At 45.5% G+C, this 20,181-nt stretch carries 18 protein-coding genes; 8 read left to right on the forward strand and 10 right to left on the reverse strand.

Annotated features, from left to right (window positions below):
- Window positions 1-110: 110 nt before the first annotated feature.
- Window positions 111-2,945: a DNA polymerase I gene (polA, locus tag D0X99_RS00535; RefSeq protein ID WP_119475699.1), complete on the reverse strand. Its 2,835-nt coding sequence runs from the start codon at window positions 2,943-2,945 to the stop codon at window positions 111-113.
- Window positions 2,946-3,106: 161 nt separating this feature from the next.
- Here polA and D0X99_RS00540 point away from each other — a divergent pair, with 161 nt between their 5' ends.
- Window positions 3,107-3,415, forward strand: a complete 309-nt coding sequence (locus D0X99_RS00540; protein ID WP_119475700.1) for a hypothetical protein — start codon at window positions 3,107-3,109, stop codon at window positions 3,413-3,415.
- Window positions 3,416-3,567: 152 nt separating this feature from the next.
- Here the strand turns inward: D0X99_RS00540 and D0X99_RS00545 are convergent, their stop codons facing one another.
- Window positions 3,568-4,011, reverse strand: a complete 444-nt coding sequence (locus D0X99_RS00545; RefSeq protein ID WP_119475701.1) for a hypothetical protein — start codon at window positions 4,009-4,011, stop codon at window positions 3,568-3,570.
- A gap of 74 nt (window positions 4,012-4,085) precedes the next feature.
- Between D0X99_RS00545 and D0X99_RS00550 the strand changes: the two genes are divergently transcribed.
- Entirely contained in the window at window positions 4,086-5,765 is a 1,680-nt protein-coding gene (locus D0X99_RS00550; RefSeq protein WP_119475702.1) for an amidase, read from the forward strand.
- A 63-nt stretch (window positions 5,766-5,828) separates the two neighbouring features.
- Here D0X99_RS00550 and D0X99_RS00555 read toward each other — a convergent pair whose 3' ends face one another.
- Together D0X99_RS00555 and gpmI are read right to left on the reverse strand one after the other, a co-directional pair.
- Entirely contained in the window at window positions 5,829-6,386 is a 558-nt protein-coding gene (locus D0X99_RS00555) for a hypothetical protein (protein ID WP_119475703.1), read from the reverse strand.
- On the reverse strand, window positions 6,386-7,909 hold the full coding sequence (gene gpmI / locus D0X99_RS00560; RefSeq protein ID WP_119475704.1) for a 2,3-bisphosphoglycerate-independent phosphoglycerate mutase: 1,524 nt from the start codon (window positions 7,907-7,909) through the stop codon (window positions 6,386-6,388). The genes D0X99_RS00555 and gpmI overlap by 1 nt, the downstream gene beginning before the upstream one ends.
- 135 nt (window positions 7,910-8,044) lie before the next feature.
- On the opposite strand from gpmI, the gene D0X99_RS00565 reads away from it, so the two are divergent.
- A complete protein-coding gene (locus D0X99_RS00565; RefSeq protein WP_119475705.1) occupies window positions 8,045-8,440 on the forward strand; it encodes a DUF4783 domain-containing protein in 396 nt (131 codons plus the stop codon).
- A gap of 42 nt (window positions 8,441-8,482) precedes the next feature.
- Window positions 8,483-9,340, forward strand: a complete 858-nt coding sequence (nadC, locus tag D0X99_RS00570; protein WP_119475706.1) for a carboxylating nicotinate-nucleotide diphosphorylase — start codon at window positions 8,483-8,485, stop codon at window positions 9,338-9,340.
- Here the strand turns inward: nadC and queG are convergent.
- Both queG and D0X99_RS00580 read right to left on the reverse strand, forming a co-directional pair.
- Window positions 9,321-10,268: a tRNA epoxyqueuosine(34) reductase QueG gene (gene queG / locus D0X99_RS00575; RefSeq protein ID WP_119475707.1), complete on the reverse strand. Its 948-nt coding sequence runs from the start codon at window positions 10,266-10,268 to the stop codon at window positions 9,321-9,323. The two genes, nadC and queG, sit on opposite strands and share 20 nt — an antisense overlap.
- 16 nt (window positions 10,269-10,284) lie before the next feature.
- Window positions 10,285-10,512: a hypothetical protein gene (locus D0X99_RS00580; RefSeq protein ID WP_119475708.1), complete on the reverse strand. Its 228-nt coding sequence runs from the start codon at window positions 10,510-10,512 to the stop codon at window positions 10,285-10,287.
- Between the two features lie 217 nt (window positions 10,513-10,729).
- Here D0X99_RS00580 and D0X99_RS00585 point away from each other — a divergent pair, with 217 nt between their 5' ends.
- Window positions 10,730-11,830 (forward strand): vWA domain-containing protein, encoded by a 1,101-nt coding sequence (locus D0X99_RS00585; protein WP_119475709.1) that lies wholly within the window; start codon window positions 10,730-10,732, stop codon window positions 11,828-11,830.
- 2 nt (window positions 11,831-11,832) lie between these two features.
- Window positions 11,833-13,353, forward strand: coding sequence for a P-loop NTPase family protein (locus D0X99_RS00590; RefSeq protein WP_119475710.1), 1,521 nt, complete (start codon window positions 11,833-11,835; stop codon window positions 13,351-13,353).
- Between the two features lie 70 nt (window positions 13,354-13,423).
- On the opposite strand, the gene D0X99_RS00595 is transcribed toward D0X99_RS00590, so the two are convergent.
- From D0X99_RS00595 to D0X99_RS00605, 3 genes are all read right to left on the reverse strand, one after another.
- Complete coding sequence (locus tag D0X99_RS00595) at window positions 13,424-13,924, reverse strand: hypothetical protein (RefSeq protein ID WP_119475711.1); 501 nt, start codon at window positions 13,922-13,924, stop codon at window positions 13,424-13,426.
- A gap of 19 nt (window positions 13,925-13,943) precedes the next feature.
- A complete protein-coding gene (locus tag D0X99_RS00600; protein WP_233553614.1) occupies window positions 13,944-14,477 on the reverse strand; it encodes a glycine zipper domain-containing protein in 534 nt (177 codons plus the stop codon).
- 133 nt (window positions 14,478-14,610) lie between these two features.
- Window positions 14,611-15,408: a bestrophin-like domain gene (locus D0X99_RS00605; RefSeq protein WP_119475712.1), complete on the reverse strand. Its 798-nt coding sequence runs from the start codon at window positions 15,406-15,408 to the stop codon at window positions 14,611-14,613.
- Between the two features lie 215 nt (window positions 15,409-15,623).
- Between D0X99_RS00605 and D0X99_RS00615 the strand changes: the two genes are divergently transcribed.
- Window positions 15,624-17,291 carry a PQQ-dependent sugar dehydrogenase gene (locus D0X99_RS00615; protein WP_119475714.1) on the forward strand — a complete coding sequence of 556 codons (1,668 nt, stop codon included), beginning with the start codon at window positions 15,624-15,626 and terminating at the stop codon, window positions 17,289-17,291.
- A 174-nt stretch (window positions 17,292-17,465) separates the two neighbouring features.
- Complete coding sequence (locus D0X99_RS00620; protein WP_119475715.1) at window positions 17,466-18,527, forward strand: PAS domain-containing sensor histidine kinase; 1,062 nt, start codon at window positions 17,466-17,468, stop codon at window positions 18,525-18,527.
- Between the two features lie 22 nt (window positions 18,528-18,549).
- On the opposite strand, the gene D0X99_RS00625 is transcribed toward D0X99_RS00620, so the two are convergent.
- Window positions 18,550-20,151 (reverse strand): GMC family oxidoreductase, encoded by a 1,602-nt coding sequence (locus tag D0X99_RS00625; RefSeq protein ID WP_119475716.1) that lies wholly within the window; start codon window positions 20,149-20,151, stop codon window positions 18,550-18,552.
- Window positions 20,152-20,181 lie beyond the last annotated feature (30 nt).

Genomic DNA, 20,181 nt, shown 5'->3' on the forward strand with positions numbered 1-20,181 from the left:
TTTTAAGTACGAGGGACGAAATTCGAATTACGGCGGGATGAGAAATTTTTAGCCTAAAACCTTTATCGAAGTCTGAAAAGTGGAGAACGAAATTTTCCAATCTTTCAATCTTAATGCGCTTCCAGCCAGTCGGTTCCAACACCCACCTCCACCTCAATCGGCACGGCCAGTTTGATTGCGTTGGACATCAGGCCGGGGATATGTTTTTTAAGCAATTCGACCTCGTCTTTATGCGCATCAAAGACCAATTCGTCATGCACTTGGAGAATCATTTTGGATTGGAGTTTTTCGGTTTTCATCCAGTCGTACACATGGATCATGGCGACTTTGATGAGGTCTGCGGCCGAACCCTGAAGCGGTGCGTTGATGGCATTTCGCTCGGCAAAGCCGCGCATAGTCATGTTTCGGCTGTTGATATCGCGCAGGTAGCGGCGACGCCCTAGGATGGTTTCCACATACTCATGCTTTCGGGCCTTTTCGATGGCCCCATCCATGTATTGCTTTACAGCAGGGAATTCCTGAAAATACGCATCAATGATTTCCTTGGCTTCTGTTCTTGGAATCGACAGACGCTGAGAAAGCCCAAAAGCTGAAATGCCATAAATAATTCCAAAGTTGGCAGTTTTGGCCTTTCTCCTCATGTCAGATGTGACTTCCTCCAAGGGTACTTTAAAAATCTTCGCTGCCGTGGTAGCATGGATATCCCGTCCGCTTTTAAATGCCTCGATCATGGATTCATCCCCTGAAAATGCCGCCATGATGCGCAATTCGATTTGGGAATAATCCGCGGAAAGCAAGACGTGGTTTTCGTCCCGAGGCACAAATGCTTTCCGGATTTCACGCCCTCTTGCAGTTCGGATCGGGATATTTTGGAGATTGGGATTGATGGACGAAAGGCGTCCGGTAGCCGCCACAAACTGATTGTAAGTCGTGTGAATACGACCGGTCTTTGGATTGATCATGGTCGGCAGGGCGTCCACGTAGGTGGACTTTAACTTGACCATTTGACGGTAATCCAAAATCGCCTCGGCAATGGGATGCTCGTTGGCCAATTTGCTCAAAATCTCCTCCCCAGTCGCATATTGACCAGTTTTTGTCTTTTTGGCTTTGGGATCGAGTTTCAGTTTTTCAAAAAGGACATCGCCCAACTGCTTGGGTGAAGCCAGATTAAATCGAACACCAGCCAGTTCGTACACTTGCTTTTCGATTTCCTTGCTTTCTTTTTCCAGCAAAACGGAAAGATCTGCCAAGCTGTTGATATCGATTCTCACCCCTTCAAATTCCATATCCGTCAAAACCCGAATCAGAGGATTTTCCACCTCATCAAAAAGCTTTACCAAACCATTGGCCTTTAATATCGGATCAAATTTCTCCTTCAATCGCAACGTAATGTCTGCATCTTCAGCGGCATAGGCGGTGACTTCGTCCTCGTCTACATCCCTCATGTTTCCCTGGTTTTTCCCTTTTTTACCGATGAGTTCGGTAATGGAAACCGGCCTGTATTGCAAGTACTGCTGAGCCAGCCAATCCATGCTGTGCTTGCCTTCCGGCTCGATCAGGTAGTGCGCCAGCATGGTATCGTAAAGTGTCCCCTTGACTTCAATCCCGTAATTTTTCAGGACCAGCATGTCATACTTTACATTTTGGCCGATCTTGGTGATGGCCTCATTCTCAAATACCGGGCGGAGGATTTCGAGGATTTCCTGGGTTTCTTTTTGATCCGCTGAAACCGGGATATAGTAAGCCTCCCCGGGAACGTAAGAAAAAGAAAGTCCGACCAATTCAGCTTTCATTGCATCCAAATCGGTGGTTTCCGTATCAAAGCAGATTTCCTTTTGCAATTGCAGGTATTCCACCAATTCAGTGACCTCTGCCTTTCCCTTGATTTTATGGTAATTGTGCACGTTGGACCAGATCGTATCCAGGATAGGAGGTGGGCCAACTTCCAAGGTTCCGGCTTCGCCTTCCTCCTCGGGGACAGCTCCTGTGACAACCGGAGCAGCCGCAGCTCCAAACAAATCCATCTGGGCAGGGGCGCTGATGGTGGCTTTTTTTGCGCTCGGTTCTTTAAAAATCCGGGCTGCAAGCGTTCTGAATTCAAGCTCGGTGAAAAGGGCCCGGAGTTTTTCCTCATCTATCCCGTCACACCGAAGTGCGGCTTCATCAAAGTCAACAGGAACATCGATTTTGATCGTTGCTAGTTCCTTGGACAGCAAACCCTGCTGGGCAAAGTTTTCGACATTTTCCCGTTGCTTTCCTTTCAGCTTATCCACGTTGGCGATGAGACCTTCGACTGTACCAAATTCCTTCAAAAGCTTCACGGCGGTTTTCTCACCGATTCCCGGGATACCGGGAATGTTATCCACAGCATCTCCCATGAGTCCAAGTATGTCACGGACCTGATCCACATGCTCAATGTCCCATTTTTCACAAACCTGCTTCGGCCCCATCACATCTACTCCGTTTCCCATGAAAGCAGGCTTGTACAGAAAAATATGGTCGTCCACGATTTGTCCATAATCCTTATCCGGCGTCATCATGTAGACGGTATAATGATCTTTTTCGGCTTTTTTGGCTATGGTGCCGATGATGTCATCTGCTTCAAAACCATCCATTTCCAAAATCGGAATCCGGAACGCCTTGACGATTTCTTTTACCCAAGGAATTGAGGCCGTAATATCCTCGGGCTGCTCGAGCCGATTGGCCTTGTATTTATCATACTGAACATGTCGGAAAGTTGGGGCAGAAGTGTCAAAAGCCACCCCAATATGGGTAGGTTTTTCCTTCTCGAGGACCTCCAGCAAGGTGTTGGTAAAGCCCAGCATAACTCCGGTATTCAGGCCTTTGGAATTAATTCTTGGGTTTTTGCTGAAGGCAAAATGAGCCCGGTAAATCAGGGCCATGGCATCCAATAAAAATAGCTTATGGGCTTGTTTTTGGGACATTTTCGGGATTTTTTGAATTGAATGTGCTCTAAAACACAAGTCGGTAAGTTACAATTTTTCCTTTAGCGGATTTCTTAGATTTTTATTTCTGCCACCTACAGACACACTTTGGACACCGCTTTGATAAGCCAAATGTAACAGATCATCAATCTTACAAAATCATGAAAAAATTACTTATTCTTTTAGTCTTTGTATTCAGTATGCAGGGGCTTACAGCCGCTCCGGATTCCAATCCAAAAACCAAAAACCCAGAATTGACAGAAGCTCAAAAAATCCGGGCAAAAGAAATGGAAAGCAGACTTGAAGAAATCAAAGCCATGGATTTCAAATCCATGAGTAAGGATGAGATCCGAAATGTGAAAGTGGAGATGAAGGAAATGAAAGCAGAGGCAAGAGCATCCGGCAACGGTGTTTACCTTTCTATTGGTGCAGTCATTATCATAATACTCCTTTTAATCCTTCTGGTATAAGGGGAGTAAACTCAATTTTCCTTAAAGCCTTTAAAACCCTTCGCTCCTAAAATTTTTACGAAGGTTTTATTTTTTGACATTAATCAGAGCTCCTTGATTTTTGCCGGAGAATAATTTTTTAATCTGATTTTTCTCCGAAACGGCTTGCTTTATCAAGCTCCTGAATCTGACCGATCTAGGTAGTTTTTCACTTGAAGAGACCTTAAAAAAATCAAAATCAAAGGAATCAGCCAGACCAGTTCATTGAAAATCAAATGAAAGATGCTCCGCTTGTTCCAGCTGAGTTCAGGTGCAAATCCCAGCGTAAACCATATCGCCGTGATTATTTTTCCGGTGATTCCTGCCAGAATCAGCCAAACCCAGCTCACCGGATAAAAAGCCGAAACAAAAATCACCAACCCGACCACAATCCCGAAAGTGCCAAAATAATTGGAAGGGAGACTTGCCAATTCGGAATTGCCCATCGCCATCCACTTCAGCAACTGCGGACCAAACCACTTGTAAAACGCCGACCAGGCAATTGTATACATTCCGGCCAAGAGCAATAATCCCCTAAAATGCATGGGAAAAGTGGGAAACACGGGTTTTTGATCCATGGGTGGTTTGATTTATTTGGGTGATTTGAACACCTTCAGGCGCTCAATGTTTGGTATTTGTACAAAACTATCCAATGGAACGAAAAAAACACCTCCGCTCCCGCGCTTTTATGATTTTGGGTGCCACTGCATTCTTGGCAGTTGGATTTACACTTGGTCGAAAAGCCGGTGAAATCACCCCAGCTAATATTGATTACGCCGCCGACCTGATTGGATTGTCTTTTACACCTCAGGAAAAAGACAGCATGATCAATACTCTCACAACTCAACGGAATAATTTTGAAATCCTCCGGCAGACCAAGCTTGAAAACTCCACTGCTCCGGCTTTGGTGTTTAACCCGTTGCCTCAGGGATTTTACCCAAGCCAGGATCAAAAAGCCTTCGACTGGGGATTGCCTGCAAAAGTGGAGTTGCCAACCAAAGAAAATGACATCGCCTATCTACCGGTTAGCCACCTTTCAGTTTTGATCAAAAACAAGCAAATCAGCTCCGAGCGCCTGACTAAAATTTACCTGGATCGAATCAAAACCTATTCGGATACGCTTCAGTGTCTGATTTCTTTATTGGAAGAGCCTGCAATGGCAAAGGCTCGAGCCATGGACAAAGAGTTGGCTGAGGGAAAATACCGGGGACCACTCCACGGAATCCCGTATGGCATCAAGGATCTTTTGGCGGTCCCAGGGACCAAAACGACATGGGGCGCTAACCCATACAAAGATCAGGTGATCGAGGAAACAGCTGCCGTGGTCGAAAAACTGGATGCTGCAGGAGGAGTTTTGGTGGGAAAATTCACCTTGGGTGCCTTGGCGATGGGTGATGTCTGGTACGGTGGAGTCACCAAAAATCCTTGGAATTTGAAGCAAGGATCCAGCGGTTCCTCTGCTGGTTCGGCATCAGCGGTCAGTGCAGGTTTGGTGCCCTTTGCAATCGGAACAGAAACTTTGGGATCAATCGTATCGCCTTCTACCAGAAACGGAGTCACCGGACTACGCCCAACTTATGGACGGGTAAGCAAGCATGGAGCCATGGCACTCAGCTGGTCCATGGACAAAATCGGTCCCATCTCTCGATCTGTTTTGGACAATGCGATTGTGCTGTCCATCATCAATGGAATGGATGAAAGAGATGCCTCCACCATCCCGGCGGCATTTAATTATTCGGCAAAAAACGAGGTCAAAAAACTAAAGGTGGGCTACTTCAAACCTTTCTTTGAAGGAGACCGACCCAACATCAAAAATGACCAGGCAGTCCTTGAAGTGTTGAAAAGCCAGGGCATCGAGTTGCATCCCCTTGAGCTGAAGACGAGCATGAATCCCGCACCGATTGTCAACATGCTGTTGGTCGAAGGTGCCGCAGCATTTGATGACCTTACCCGATTGAATCTCGATGACCAACTCGTGGCACAGCACCGAAATGCATGGCCAAACATCTTCCGGGCTGCGAGATTTATCCCTGCCGTAGAATATGTGCAAATGAGCCGTCAGCGAAGTCTGCTGATCCAGGAAATGCATGAACTGATGAAAGGATATGATGTGATCGTGACGCCTTCTTTTGCCGGACAGCAACTTCAGATTACCAACTTGACCGGACATCCGGCGCTTTGTCTGCCCAATGGATTTGCAGAAAATGGAAGCCCTACCTCCATCACCTTACTTGCCAATCTTTTTGAGGAAGAAAAGCTCATCATGCTTGGTCGATTGATCCAGGAAAATACAGACTGGCAGGCCAAGCGTCCGCCGATGTTTGATAAATAAATGACAAAAAAGGCCCTGAATTTCGAATTCAGGGCCTTTTTTAATTCCAATCAGATTCAGTTCCTACTTTACAATTCCTGAGATTTTGATGTTGGTAGGTTTCAAAAACCAGACTTTTTGGGTGGTCTCAATGGAATAATGATCCAGCTTATTGGTGCTTTGGCTCATGAAAAACTCTCCCATCGTAACTGTGGAGAAAAACATATTTTCATCAGACATCTTGAAAGTCACCGAGGAAGGATAGTTTTTGTAGTAGGAAACCTTAATCTCCTTTACCTTCCCTTTCGCCTCAGGTAGAAGTTTATGGATTAGGTATTCAAACTTCGTTTCGGTAGAATAGGAAAGGGCAAGGGATGGAGTATTGATGTCAGCCTGATAAAAGGCCTCCATTTCTTCCTTCCAATCCGTAATGGAATAAGTTGTGTCTACAATTTTTTCCTCACCGTTGATTCGGGAGGTTTTGGTCACTTGGGCACCATCCAGCTTGGAAATTTCCAAATCAATAAACCCGGAAAGGTCAAAATAAGGCAACTTCTCGAGCTTCTTTTCTCCTTCACTGGATACACAGGAAAAGGCTGCCCAAAGGAGCAGCCCTGAAAGCATCAGTCTTTGAATTTTCATTAGTTCAACAGGATATCTCCGGTCATTTCGGCTGGGATTTCGACACCCATCAATTTCAAAATAGTAGGCGCCAAATCTCCCAATTTCCCGTCTTTCACCGGAATTTGTTCGTTGTCATCAACCATAATAAAAGGAACCAGATTCGTGGTATGGGCGGTATTTGGAGTACCGTCCTCATTGATCATCATATCGGAATTGCCATGGTCGGCAATTACAATGATGGTGTAGCCGTTGGCCAAAGCCGTCGTAACTACCGACTGTGCACAGGCATCCACCGCTTCGCAGGCTTTCACTGCCGCATCAAAATCTCCGGTATGACCAACCATGTCCGCATTGGCAAAATTGAGGCAGATGAAGTCCGCGCTTTTCTTTTTCAGTTCAGGATTAATTTTGGCAGCGATTTCAAACGCACTCATTTCAGGTTTGAGATCGTAGGTGGCCACTTTCGGTGAAGGGCACAGGATTCTGCTTTCACCTACAAATTCCTTTTCTCTTCCCCCGGAGAAGAAGAAGGTAACATGAGGATATTTTTCTGTCTCAGCGATGCGAATCTGTTTTTTCCCGGCACGCTCCAGGACTTCCCCGATGGTGTTGTTCAGGTTGTCTTTTTCAAAAAGCACCTGCACTCCCTGGAAGGTATCGTCATAGTTGGTAAACGTGATGTAATCCACGTTTAGCTTTTTCATGTTGTAATCTTCGAAATCCTTCTGAGTCAACACTTGGGTGATTTCGCGACCACGGTCAGTTCGGAAATTGAAGCAAATAACCAAGTCCCCTTCTTCGATAGTTGCCAACGGCTTATTGTTAGCCCCCACATGAATGATTGGTCGGATAAACTCATCCGTCACGTTGTTATCATAGGATTTTTTGATAGCCGCGAGGATGTCCTTTGACTTTTCCCCTTCTCCGTGCACCATGGCATCGTAGGCTAATTTTACTCTTTCCCAACGGTTGTCGCGATCCATGGCATAATACCGGCCGACTACGGAAGCAATCTGACCAGCTGAGTTTTTAAGGTGATCCTGAAGATCCGCCAAGTATTTGAGGCCTCCTTTGGGATCGGTGTCACGTCCATCCGTAAATGCATGGATGAACACCTGATCCATGGAATGATGTTTTGCGGCATCACAAAGGCCTTTGAGGTGATCGATATGGGCATGAACTCCTCCGTCGGAAACGAGTCCAATAAAGTGTGCTTTCTTACCTGCGGCTTTGTTTTTGGCAAAAGCTGCGGCTAATACGGGATGAGAATTAAGTTCACCGTTTGCGACTGCAAGGTTGATTTTCACCAAATCCTGAAATACAATCCTTCCGGCACCGATATTCATGTGCCCCACCTCAGAATTACCCATCTGTCCTTCGGGAAGACCAACGGCAAGTCCGGAAGCTTCCAATGTGGCATGTGGATATTTCGTATAAAGGCTGTCTACAAAAGGCGTTTTGGCTTTGTCAATGGCAGAAACTGCAGGGTTGGTCGCAATGCCCCAACCGTCCAAAATCATCAGTAATACTTTCTTGTCCATGGGGCAAATATATTACTTTTCGGTCCAATCTTTCCCGTGAAATCTTTTCTGACACTGGATGTACGCCCCACTTTTCTTATCTGAAAATTAAACTAGCCTTTCTTTTTTTGGCTTGGATTTTGCCAAACAAGGCTGATGCTACTGCTCAACCTCATATTATCCACATTTCTTTGGTTTTCCTTCCCGGACCCCGGCAAGGAAACAGTGGATTCCATTGATCCGGTCGTATCCGCGATTGACAGTGGCTCAAGCAGTGATTTGGCAAGATACTTCAATACCAGTATCTCTTTGAATGTCAACGGTCAGCAGGGAGAATATTCAAAAAATCAGGCGGAAATTGTACTGAAAGATTTTTTTAAAAAGAACCCTCCTCTTGGCTTTTCCCTCGTTTTTAGAAGTGAAAAACCGACCAGCCTCAGCACTTATATCGGTGAATATGCCTCAGGACAGGGGACATTTAAAGTTTTTATCAAGGTTTCCCAAAACGACAATTCATTCCGGATTTACAGCCTGGATTTCGTAAAAAACTAAATTCCCAAGGTTCAACCCAAGGGTTTTGGCTATTTTTGGGACATGAAGCCTGCCTACCTTACTCCGGAAGCCCTCCAAAATTTCATTGATTCAGCTCTTAGAGAAGATATCGGTCCAGGAGATTATTCCTCTTTAGCTTCCATTCCGGAAGGCAAGACGGGCAAGGCCCAGCTTCTGATCAAAGACGAAGGAATCCTCGCAGGAGTGGAAATGGCCGGAAAAATTTTCAAGGCTGTCGATCCTTCCCTTGAAGTAGTCTTCCTGAAAAAAGATGGGGATGAAGTCAAATTCGGCGATGTGGGATTGATTGTTTCCGGGCCTTCTGCTTCCATCCTTTCAGCCGAAAGACTCGTGCTCAACTGCATGCAGCGCATGAGTGGGATCGCCACCAAAACCCATCACCTCACCCAATTGATACTCCATACCAAAGCAAGGCTGATGGATACCCGCAAGACCACTCCAAATTTCCGACTGATGGAAAAGTGGGCTGTTTATATTGGCGGAGGGGTAAATCACCGCTTTGCACTCTATGACATGGTCATGCTAAAGGATAACCATGTGGACTTTGCAGGGGGAATTCGTCCTGCGATCGAGCGAACCAAAAAATACCTTTCGGACCATAACCTCAACTTAAAAATCGAGGTGGAAACGCGGAATCTGGAGGAAGTAAAAGAAGTCTTGACCGTAGGAGGAGTTGACTACATCATGCTGGACAACATGGACTATGCCACCATGAAGGAAGCTGTGCGACTGATTGACGGAAAATATTCCACAGAAGCCTCGGGAGGAATCACAGAAGAAACTCTCGCAGCTGTAGCTGAGTGTGGAGTGGATTACATTTCGATGGGAGCTTTGACCCACTCCGTGAAAAGTCTGGATATCAGCTTGAAGGCTTTTTAAGGATTAGAACATCCACATTTCGCTTAATTCCCGAAAACTTGGTCCGCTTCACAGCGGACTTGTCAAATACCCGTTTGAAAGTTTCTTCGGTCATTTCGACCCATTCCCGATTGGTGAAATGGGAAAGCTCGGCATTGGGCTGAAAAGCAGTTTCCTGATGCGGTCGGGAAAAGCGGTTCCAAGGACACACATCCTGACAGATATCGCAGCCGAAAACCCAATTTTCCATCCTACCGGCAAACTCATTGGGTATAGCCTCTTTTAATTCTATGGTCAAATAGGAAATGCACTTGGACGCGTCGATCACCTCCGGCTGTACAATCGCATCGGTCGGGCAAGCATCAATGCAGGCAGTGCAGGTACCGCAGTAATCCTTGGCCAAGGGTGTGTCCGGAGTCGCCTCCAGATCAATGATCAGCTCTGCCAAAAAGAAAAAACTACCCATTTCCCTGTTGAGTAAAAGGCTGTTTTTCCCGGTCCAGCCCAGCCCAGCCCGCTGTGCCCATTGCCGCTCCATTACAGGTGCCGAATCCACAAAGGAGCGACCGTTGATATCTCCAACTTCTTCTCCCAGGATTTCCAAAAACTCGGTGAGCTTAGCTCGAATCACGTCATGGTAATCGGCTCCATAGGCGTATTTAGCGAGTTTTATGTCCTCGGGCTGATGGGGAAGCTGCTTTTCGGGAAAGTAATTATAGATCAGGGAAACAACAGTTTTGGCGCCTTCGACGAGTTTGGTGGGATCTAGGCGCTTTTCAAAGTGGTTGGCCAAGTAGGACATTTTGCCCTGATAGTTTCGATTCAGCCATTCTTCCAGTCGTGGTGCCTCCAACTCCAAAAACTCCGCCTTGGCAATCCCGCAAAAGTCAAAGCCCAGTCTTTTGGCGGTGGATTTGAGTACTTGGGCATGTTTTTCGGCTGGGGTCATGACCGAAATTTAGGGATTATTCCATTCTTTTGAGATCAGAACGATCCTGATACCACTGGTCTTCAAACTTCTCTTTGATTTCCACTGGGGCAGACAAAACCGCCCAAACCATCCACAAAATCAAAAAAGGTCCCGCTAAAAAAATCGACCAAATTACTGGTTGAGCAATATTAAACTGAATTAAAGTGACAAACAGGATCAATACCCCCGTCACAATTCCGACTGCGCTATGATAGTTTTTCATCTGTCAATAATTTGATTTTTGATGGTCAGATGGAATCTCGCATTCAAGCTAAATCTCATAGTGTTTAACCTGAATGAAATGCTCGATTTCATCTTTTCCTTGGAATTTGCCAGAAATATTAAACTCAGCAGCCCATCGCTTTGTTAAACCTTTTATTAAAGCCAGTTCGCAAGTCCTTTATTCTTGCTTCTTTATGTCTTGCTTCTAATAATATTCCATGAAAGGCTTCCGATTTACCCAATACGTCCCGCCCCTAGACCCGGAAAAAAATACATTTGAAAACCTGCTGAATATTTTCCTTCAGCTTGTCACCATGACCGGAGGAGATGTGGCCGAGGCCTTGAGTTGGCTTACCAACCTGGACAAGCGCTACAACATGACCAATCCCAATTATGGCATTGGCGACTTTATCGAAGACCTCAAGTCCAAGGGCTACCTGACCGAAGAAAACCAGAAGGGCGAGTTCAAAATCACCGGAAAAGCCGAGCAAACGATTCGAAAATCCGCCTTGGAAGAAATCTTCGGCAAACTCAAACGGGGCAAATCGGGTCAGCACAAAACCACCCATTCTGGGCAGGGAGAGGAAAGAGGAACCGACCGCCGTGCGTATGAGTTTGGCGATAATTTGGATCAAATCGCCCTGACAGATTCCCTGCGGAATGCCCAGGCAAATCATGGTATTTCAGGAGATTACCTACTGACTGAGGATGATCTGGAAGTGGTTGAAAATGAATTTCGATCCCAGACCTCCACTGTCCTGATGATCGACATTTCCCACTCGATGATTCTTTATGGTGAAGACCGTATCACGCCTGCAAAAAAGGTTGCCATGGCTTTGGCCGAACTGATCAAAACCCGCTATCCAAAGGACACGCTGGACATCATCGTTTTCGGAAATGATGCATGGCAAATAGAAATCAAAGATTTGCCTTATCTCCAGGTCGGTCCTTACCACACCAATACCGTTGCCGGATTGGAACTTGCCATGGATTTACTCAGGCGAAGAAAAAATCCCAACAAACAGATTTTCATGATCACCGACGGTAAGCCAACTTGTCTCAAAATCGGGATCAAGTACTACAAAAACGCCTTTGGCATTGACAGTAAAATTCTGGCCGAAACGCTCAAACTGGCAGCACAATGCCGAAAACTGAAAATTCCCGTGACGACCTTTATGATCGCCTCGGATCCTTACCTCAAAGAATTTGTTAAAGAGTTTACCAAAGTCAACAATGGAAATGCCTACTACAGCAGCCTGAAGGGACTAGGGGACCTCATTTTTGAAGATTATAGACGAAACCGAACCAAACGCTTCTAAGCATGGACTACAAAAAACTCACCGGACATCAACTCCTTCAAATCAAAACCCTGGGCCAGTTGAAGGCCTCAGGATACCAACCCAAGTCCATCAAAGAAGAACTCCGTAAAAACTTGATCCTGAAGATCAAGTCCAAAGAAAATGTCTTCGAAGGCATTTGGGGCTACGAGGACACGGTGATCCCGGACATCGAACGGGCCATTCTTTCCCGTCACAACATCAACCTTCTCGGTCTTCGCGGTCAGGCAAAAACCCGTATCGCCCGCATGATGACGCATCTGCTGGATGAATATGTGCCGGTGGTCTTTGGCTCCGAACTCAACGATGACCCGATGCATCCACTTTCCACATTTGCCAAAAATCTGATTGAGGAAAAAGGAGATGATACACCGATCGTTTGGTTACATCGGGACGATCGCTACGCGGAAAAACTTGCCACACCGGATGTTTCCGTGGCCGACCTAATCGGAGATGTGGATCCAATCAAAGCGGCTACGATGAAGCTCAGCTATAATGATGAGCGGGTGATTCACTACGGATTGGTTCCGCGTTCCCACCGATGCATTTTCGTGATCAACGAGCTGCCTGACTTGCAGGCGAGGATTCAGGTAGCTTTGTTCAACATTCTGCAGGAAGGAGATATCCAGATCAGGGGATTCAAGTTGAGGTTACCGCTTGATATTCAGTTTGTCTTCACCGCCAATCCGGAAGATTATACTAACCGGGGAAGCATCGTAACTCCACTTAAGGACCGAATCGAAAGTCAAATCATCACGCACTACCCCAAATCCATTGAGATCGGCAGGAAAATCACAGCTCAGGAAGCCAATCTTGCAGGAAAACCCGTGGAGAATATCCATGTCCCCGAACTCATGAAGGATTTGATTGAGCAGATCGCCATTGAGGCAAGAGGATCCGAATTTGTGGATGAAAAAAGTGGAGTATCTGCTCGATTGACCATTTCGGCCTATGAAAACCTGATTTCTGCCGCGGAAAGACGACTTTACCTCAATGGGGAAGCTAATACCGTAGTCCGCATCGCTGACTTGATCGGAGTAATTCCTGCGATTACAGGTAAGGTTGAATTGGTCTATGAAGGCGAGCAGGAAGGCGCCGGATTGGTGGCATACAACCTGATCGGAAAAGCTATCCGCACTCAGTTTGTCAACTATTTCCCATCTCCTGAGCAAAAGAAAAAGGACAAAAGCGGCAATCCTTATGTGATTCCGCTGGCTTGGTTTGGGGAAGGAAACGAGCTCGATATCTTGGCATCCCAGTCAGATAAGGAGTATAAAATGCTTCTTCATTCCGTGCCCGGATTGGAAGAAGTAGTAACCCAGATGGTGAAAACTTTGCCTGAAAAAGAAAAAGAGTTCTTTATGGAATTTGCGCTTCATGGCTTGGCCGAGTACTCCCAGTTGAGCAAAAAATTATTGGACACCGGGCTCCAGTTCAAAGACCTCTTCAGTTCCATGTTTGACATGAAAGAAGACGAGGACTTCGATGAGGATGATGATAATTAAAAAAGGGGCTAAGGCCCCTTTCTTTTTTTATGAATCAATTGATTTAGAATAGATAAATCAAAATCCCAACCTATTCGACAGGGAAAAAGTCATACCCCAACTGTCGAAGGGCATCCGCTTCATTGTAAAAGGTGAGGCTTTTTACAATTTTCCCATCACTGACCTGATAGTTACTGTTCGCCCAAATCATGACTGTCTGTTCATTTTGAAAGGTAATTTTAAGTTCAGACCAGGAAGCGATCCAATTCCCTTTTCCACCACCTTCAGGAATCGAGACATAGGCGTATTGCGCCTTGGTATGTTCAATCTTTTTGTAAAGGTTACTCGCGTTGAATTTCCAGCTATTTACAGCCTGAGTTTTGTTGGTCGAATCCCCGTAAGATGGACCAAGCCCAAGGTAATTGTCAGCCAAAAAATTATTCATGGCGTCATAGTCCAAGGATTCAACTGCCTTCACGTAGTTTTTGACAACAGCCAAGTCTTCCGCATTGGTGTTTTCCGCAGATGGGGAGCAGGCAACTAAGGATAATCCCAATCCTGCAAATAGCACGAGTTTTTGTATTGATTTCATGGTTCTTTTAAGTTTGGGATTATTTGATGGTGTAGCCTTTACCTTCGATGCAGACCGTGAAGGCCTTTTTGAAGCTGTCTTTCATTTGTTGTTCCTGGGCTTTGACATTTGCTTGGGCCTGTTGGTTTGATTGCTGTTGAGCAGCCTTTCCTGCTCTTCTACCTGCAAGACCTCCAACTATTGCTCCCACTGCGGCTCCTTCGCCTGCGTCACCCGTGATGGCCCCGATGGCAGCACCTGCAGCAGCACCTCTTGCGGCACCGCCGATTCCTGCACCTGTCGGTCCGGACTGAACTGGAGCAGCTTCAATTTTTGGAAGGTTTAGCGGGTCAATTCCCGATTGCTCCACAGCCCAATTGTAACACTCAAACTCATCCTTTTTTTGCTGAGACTTGCTTTGTCCTTTGGAAGGATACACAAACAGGCCCATAGCTTGGGAGATTTGATTGTAGGACATTTTAGCGGTGTCCGGCACAGTAGGAGTTTGCTGGGCACTGGCCAAATAGCCCGTCCCGACAAAAATTATCAGAAGAAATAATTTTAACGTGTTCATCGTATAATGGAGTGATTGATATAATGTGAATTCAGATACTTTCTATTCAAATGTGACATTCTTGTCGAAATTATTTAATGAGAAAAGTCAGTTGGGCATAAATTCTTTAGACTCTTAAGTTTAGAAAAATCACTTATTCAAAGAGTTGCCTTAGTTCAAGAATCTTTGAGTTGGCCTCATCCAATGTGACTAATCCGGACCGCGGCCGATCCAGATCAAAAATGGAAAAGACAGTGAGTGAAAGCATCAGGGAAAAAACCATGACGATGATCCAATCAAAATGGGTTTTCCGCTCATATCCCAGTAAGAAGGTGGAAAAAATGCTCAAAATGATCAGGAACCATTGAATGGAGCCTGGAATATTGGCTTCCCCGGCTGCCCTTCGAGAGGTAGTCAGATCAATCATTTCATTTAGGGACGAAACTATCTCCGAGGTCTTGACCAGATTTGGGTCTACTTTGGAATAGGCAGTAACCTGATCCCAAATCTTTTTCCCCAAGACATCCGAATTTTTCATGTGGCCAATCAATATATCCATATCCATTCCGGCATAATAGAATGCAATACGTTCTTCCACATACATTTTCAGATTGGACTTAAGCTCCTTTTGAACACTGTCCGGGAAAAATTCAGTACGCAAAAAAACAGTTCCAATCGCATTTGCCTCCTGAATAGCCAGCTCCCTTCGGGTGTCAAACCTAGAATTGGCCATGCTGAATGTGAAGGCAAGGATCAAGGCCAACAAACCCAACAAGGTAGAACTGATAGAGCCCAAGTCTTCATGCTCCAGAGTAGGATCCTTTTTTACCTTCCGCTTTCTGGTTCTAAAACCCGCTACGAAAGCCAGTATCAGCACAAAAAACAAAATCAATCCAATCACCCATGGACTGATAAAATCAATAAAGGAAAGTTGAATCATGGGACTTTTCATCGGTTGGTTTTTTTCTTCACTCCAAATGGCTCTTTGATTCCCTTTGTAATCAAAGTTTTCGACAAGTTATGGGTTGGTTTGGGGTTAATTTATGACGAATATCAGGTAGTGGTGAGCAACTTTGCTTTTTGTATCGGAAAAGGATTGCGTAGAAAAGGGATAAAGAAATCTTGGGACTGTTTTTCTTGGGAAAGTAAAATCCCAAATTAGCAGCGATGAAAAAGCTCCTGATCCTTTCCGTAGTTTGTGTTACACTAGTCTATTCCTGCAAACCAAAACAGGAAGAATTCGGTGTGGAGATCTCAACAGACGCCAATCAGATTCTAAAAGGCAAAGCACTGTTCGAGCAAAATTGCTCCACTTGCCATAATTTCAATGAAGATGCCATCGGGCCAAACCTCAGCGGAATTACCCGACAGATCGAAACTCAGTGGATAAGGGAGTTTATCAAAAATCCTGCTGCAGCTATCGAAGCCAAGGATCCTCGGGCAGTGGAGCTCCTCGAAAAATATAAAAGTCAAATGCCAGGATTCCCGAATTTAACCGATCAGGATATCGAGGCTTTGCTCAGCTACCTTCATACTTTCGAAACCATCCCGCTTGAGATCGTAGGAGACACCACTTCCAACCTGATTCAAGAGAAAATCCAAGACTCAGGCATTCGGGTGGAGCTGGAGCTATTCGCGCAACTACCTGCATCTGACTCTGTTCCTCCACTGGCCAAAATGACCAAAATGGAACCCATTCCAGGCAGTAAGCGGCTATTCATCAACGACCAAAGAGTCGGTCTTTATGAGCTTGAAAATCAAAAGCCAACGCTTTACCTCAATCTGAAGGAAAAGCGTCCGGCCATGGTCAGCAAGCCCGGTTGGGCCACTGGCGTAGGAAGTTTTGCTTTTCACCCTGATTTTGAAACCAACGGACTATTCTACACTTCCCACACCGAACCGGGAGGCACAAAACCTTCGGACTTTGGATACACGGACAGTTTGAGTGTTTTTATGCAGTGGGTCCTAACCGAATGGAAAGCGGAAGACCCAAAGGCTAAAGTTTTCAAGGGGACAGACCGGGAAATCCTCCGAATCGACAATGCTTCCCAAGCCCATGGGATGCAGGAACTTACCTTCAATCCAACTTCCAAAAAAGGGGATCCTGATTATGGACTTCTTTACATTGGCTACGGTGACGGAGGGACTGCAGAAAAGCGGTTTGCGGGAATTTCCAACCATAATGGGGCTGGAATTTACAGCAGCATTTTGAGAATTGATCCCGCGGGCACTGACGGGAAGAATGGGAAATATGGAATTCCAAAAATCAATCCTTTTGCGGGAATGAAAGGAAAAGCAGGAGAAGTCGTTGCTTATGGATTTCGGAACCCGAACCGGATTTTTTGGGATGAAGCGGGGCAACTTTATGCTACAGACATAGGACAGCACAGTATCGAAGAGATCAATCGGATTGAACCGGGAAAATTCTACGGTTGGCCAGTTCGTGAAGGGACATTTGTGATAAATCCCTATGGCAGCTTTCGTACGCTTTACCCATTGCCAGAAGATGACGCAAAATTGGGCGTTTCCTATCCTTTAATCCAATTGGAACACGATGAGACGGTAGCGATCATCGGAGGATACTTGGTTTCGGAGGGTCCCTTGAAAGGAAAATTCGTTTTCGGAGATGTGCCTTCTGGAAGGCTCTTTTTTGCAGATCTAAAGGATTTCCCAAGCCCACAGGTGAAAACTTGGGGAGTCCGCTTTGAAGGAAAAGAAGTCTCCATGAAGACCTTGGTCAATCACGACCGGGTAGACCTGAAGTTTGGTTTGGATGCCGAAAAGAATGTGTACATCATGAGCAAAACGGAAGGAAAAGTGTACAAATTCAAATGAAATCGAGTGGATATAATATTCACACCGCATGATGATCATCAAATACCCGACATCCTCAGTGACTTTAAAACCCTGGTCCTAGCAACATGAAGTTGGTTTACATATTTCAACAATTCGTCATGTATTAGAAAATCAGGAAATTCAGGCTTTGTAATTTCCGTTTCTAGGAATTCTATGATCCACCCTGAATTCAATTACGCGCTTTTTTTTGACCTGACTCCTGATTTGCTTTGCATTGCAGGCTTTGATGGGTTTTTCAAAAAAGTAAACCCTGCTGTAACACAGGTTTTGGGCTATTCTTTTGAAGAACTTTACAGTCGGCCAATCAATGAATTTGTCCATCCCGAGGACAAAAGTACAACCTCTCAGGTTCGCGATCAGCTACACAAGTCCAAGCCCCTTTTAAATTTTGAGAATCGCTATCTGACCAAAAATGGGGAGATAGTTTGGCTTTCCTGGACTTCAATGCCTGTGGAAGATCAACAGGTCGTCTTCGCCATAGCCAAAAACATCACCCACAAAAAGCGATTGGAAGCAGATCGCAACTCACTTTTAGCTCAGTTGACAAGGATCAATGATGGGCTTAAACAATGGACCTACACCACTTCTCATGACTTGCGTGCCCCGGTGAATAATTTGCTATCCGCGTTTAATCTCTTGGATTCCGGCAAAATCACCGACCCGGAAACGCTCGAACTGGTAGAAATTCTAAAAAAATCAGGCCAAAATCTGAAAAAAACCCTGAATGGTTATGTGGATGTCCTAACGGAAAGACACGAATCAGTGGCTATCCGCGAGGATGTCAACCTTGGAAATACGCTGAATATGGTACTGGAATCCATCAGTACCTTGGTGAGTAGTTCTCAGGCAAAAATTCACACCGATTTAACGCAATTTGAAGTGGTTGAATTTAATAGGGGACTACTCGAAAGTATTCTCCTAAACCTAATTACCAATTCGATCAAATATGCCAAACCCGGGATTGCTCCTGAAATTCACTTGGAAACCAAACTCAAATCCGGTAAAAAGCAACTGGTTATCCGAGACAATGGGATCGGAATTGACTTGCAAGAAGTAGGGAACCGGATTTTTGGTCTTCATCAAAAGTTTCACGGCTATAGCGACAGCAAAGGCATCGGCCTTTATCTGGTTTATAATCACGTAACCCAGATGGGGGGAAAAATTGAGGTGGAGAGCACGGTCAATGAGGGAACCTCCTTTACCATTACGTTCTAAATCGCAAAAATGAAATCAAGCCCTAGGATTTCGAAATCAAGTCTGCGGCTTTTTCTCCGATCATAATCACCGCAGCATTGGTATTTCCAGCGACGATGGTTGGCATGATGGAGGCATCCGCCACTCTAAGCCCTTCAATTCCTCGCACCTGAAGCTTCCAGTTCACGACCGAGTCAGCATCATTTCCCATTTTGCAGGTACCAACGGGATGGTAGATCGTCTCCACTGATTTTCGGATATGTTGGGCAATGGCATCTTCGGATTCTTGCGGAGGAGTAATAATTCGCTTTCTGTAAGGACCAAAAGCATCGGACTTTAGAATTTCAAGAGCCTTTTTTGCACCGGCAACCAAGGAGTTCAAATCCTCCTCAGCGGACAGGAAATTGGGTTGGATCAGGGGATTTTCCAGATAATTTGCCGATCTGAGTCCCACAAAACCCACACTTTTTGGCTTGAGCAAACTTGGCAAAATGGTGAATCCATCAGTTCTGGGGTAAGTATTCAAATCGTACATATCGGTCTCATACCGATCTCCAACTTGGATGGGTGTAAAATGAAGCTGAAAATCGACCCCTTCTTTTCCTTTTGAATGGTAAAACGCTACTGCTTCCAATGGGCTGCAAGTCAACACGCCCCGATGAGTCAATAGGTAAACGATCAGGTCTTTTGCCTGATTCAAAGGAGAAAGGTGATGATTGAACCCTTGCTGAATGCTTGACAATCCTGAAACGGGAAAGAAAAGATGGTCTTGAAGATTTTTCCCAACTCCGGGAAGTGCATGCTTGACCGCAATGCCTGCCCGCTTCAATTCTTCCGGCTCGCCGATTCCGGAAAGCATCAAGAGCTGAGGAGACTGAAAAGATCCTGCACAAAGGATCACTTCCTTTTTGGCAAATATTTTTTGAGGGGCTCCTTTGCCTTGAAAAATTTCGACTCCGACAGCCCGATCCTTTTTGATCAAAATCTGAGTAACCCGGGTGTCAGTTACTACCTTGAGATTTTTTCTGGAGAGTACCGGCTTAAGAAATGCCGCTGCGGTGCTGTGGCGTTTTCCGTTTTTGATGGTGAATTGAAAAAATCCGCATCCTTCCTGCTTTTCTCCGTTGTAATCCTCATTTCTTGGGATCCCAATCTCCTGACAACCAGCCACAAAAGCCGAGGCAAATGGAGTACGGAAAGACTTGGCAAACCCCACGTGAAGTGGTCCACCTTGCCCATGAAATGAATTCGTCAGATCTTCATTGTGCTCTGATTTTTTGAAAAATGGCAAGACCTCGTCATAACTCCAGCCCGGATTTCCCAATTCTGCCCATTGATCAAAATCGGATCGATTTCCGCGAACGTAAGCCATGGCATTTGTAGAACTGCAGCCACCGAGCACTTTTCCTCTCGGGAGATAAATTCTTCGGTTATCGACAAATTCTTGTGGCTCGGTTGAAAACCCCCAATCCACTTCCGAGCGATGAAGTTTTCCATATCCACCCGGAATTCCGATTTCCGGTTTTTTGTCAGGCCCTCCGGCTTCGATAAGTAAGACTGAGTTTTGGGGAAGTTCAGAAAGGCGATTGGCTAGGACGCATCCTGCCGAACCAGCCCCAACAATGATAAAATCAAACTGTTGCATTGTACCTTGGGAGCAATATTTGGGTTTAAT

The sequence above is a fragment of the Algoriphagus lacus genome (assembly GCF_003583985.1).
GTDB lineage: Bacteria > Bacteroidota > Bacteroidia > Cytophagales > Cyclobacteriaceae > Algoriphagus > Algoriphagus lacus.

Excerpts from the sequence above, each read along its gene's own strand:
- polA (WP_119475699.1), bottom strand. The coding sequence starts at position 2,945 with ATGTCCCAAAAACAAGCCCATAAGCTATTTTTATTGGATGCCATGGCC.
- D0X99_RS00540 (WP_119475700.1), top strand. The coding sequence starts at position 3,107 with ATGAAAAAATTACTTATTCTTTTAGTCTTTGTATTCAGTATGCAGGGG.
- D0X99_RS00545 (WP_119475701.1), bottom strand. The coding sequence starts at position 4,011 with ATGGATCAAAAACCCGTGTTTCCCACTTTTCCCATGCATTTTAGGGGA.
- D0X99_RS00550 (WP_119475702.1), top strand. The coding sequence starts at position 4,086 with ATGGAACGAAAAAAACACCTCCGCTCCCGCGCTTTTATGATTTTGGGT.
- D0X99_RS00555 (WP_119475703.1), bottom strand. The coding sequence starts at position 6,386 with ATGAAAATTCAAAGACTGATGCTTTCAGGGCTGCTCCTTTGGGCAGCC.
- gpmI (WP_119475704.1), bottom strand. The coding sequence starts at position 7,909 with ATGGACAAGAAAGTATTACTGATGATTTTGGACGGTTGGGGCATTGCG.
- D0X99_RS00565 (WP_119475705.1), top strand. The coding sequence starts at position 8,045 with ATGCTACTGCTCAACCTCATATTATCCACATTTCTTTGGTTTTCCTTC.
- nadC (WP_119475706.1), top strand. The coding sequence starts at position 8,483 with ATGAAGCCTGCCTACCTTACTCCGGAAGCCCTCCAAAATTTCATTGAT.
- queG (WP_119475707.1), bottom strand. The coding sequence starts at position 10,268 with ATGACCCCAGCCGAAAAACATGCCCAAGTACTCAAATCCACCGCCAAA.
- D0X99_RS00580 (WP_119475708.1), bottom strand. The coding sequence starts at position 10,512 with ATGAAAAACTATCATAGCGCAGTCGGAATTGTGACGGGGGTATTGATC.
- D0X99_RS00585 (WP_119475709.1), top strand. The coding sequence starts at position 10,730 with ATGAAAGGCTTCCGATTTACCCAATACGTCCCGCCCCTAGACCCGGAA.
- D0X99_RS00590 (WP_119475710.1), top strand. The coding sequence starts at position 11,833 with ATGGACTACAAAAAACTCACCGGACATCAACTCCTTCAAATCAAAACC.
- D0X99_RS00595 (WP_119475711.1), bottom strand. The coding sequence starts at position 13,924 with ATGAAATCAATACAAAAACTCGTGCTATTTGCAGGATTGGGATTATCC.
- D0X99_RS00600 (WP_233553614.1), bottom strand. The coding sequence starts at position 14,477 with ATGAACACGTTAAAATTATTTCTTCTGATAATTTTTGTCGGGACGGGC.
- D0X99_RS00605 (WP_119475712.1), bottom strand. The coding sequence starts at position 15,408 with ATGAAAAGTCCCATGATTCAACTTTCCTTTATTGATTTTATCAGTCCA.
- D0X99_RS00615 (WP_119475714.1), top strand. The coding sequence starts at position 15,624 with ATGAAAAAGCTCCTGATCCTTTCCGTAGTTTGTGTTACACTAGTCTAT.
- D0X99_RS00620 (WP_119475715.1), top strand. The coding sequence starts at position 17,466 with ATGATCCACCCTGAATTCAATTACGCGCTTTTTTTTGACCTGACTCCT.
- D0X99_RS00625 (WP_119475716.1), bottom strand. The coding sequence starts at position 20,151 with ATGCAACAGTTTGATTTTATCATTGTTGGGGCTGGTTCGGCAGGATGC.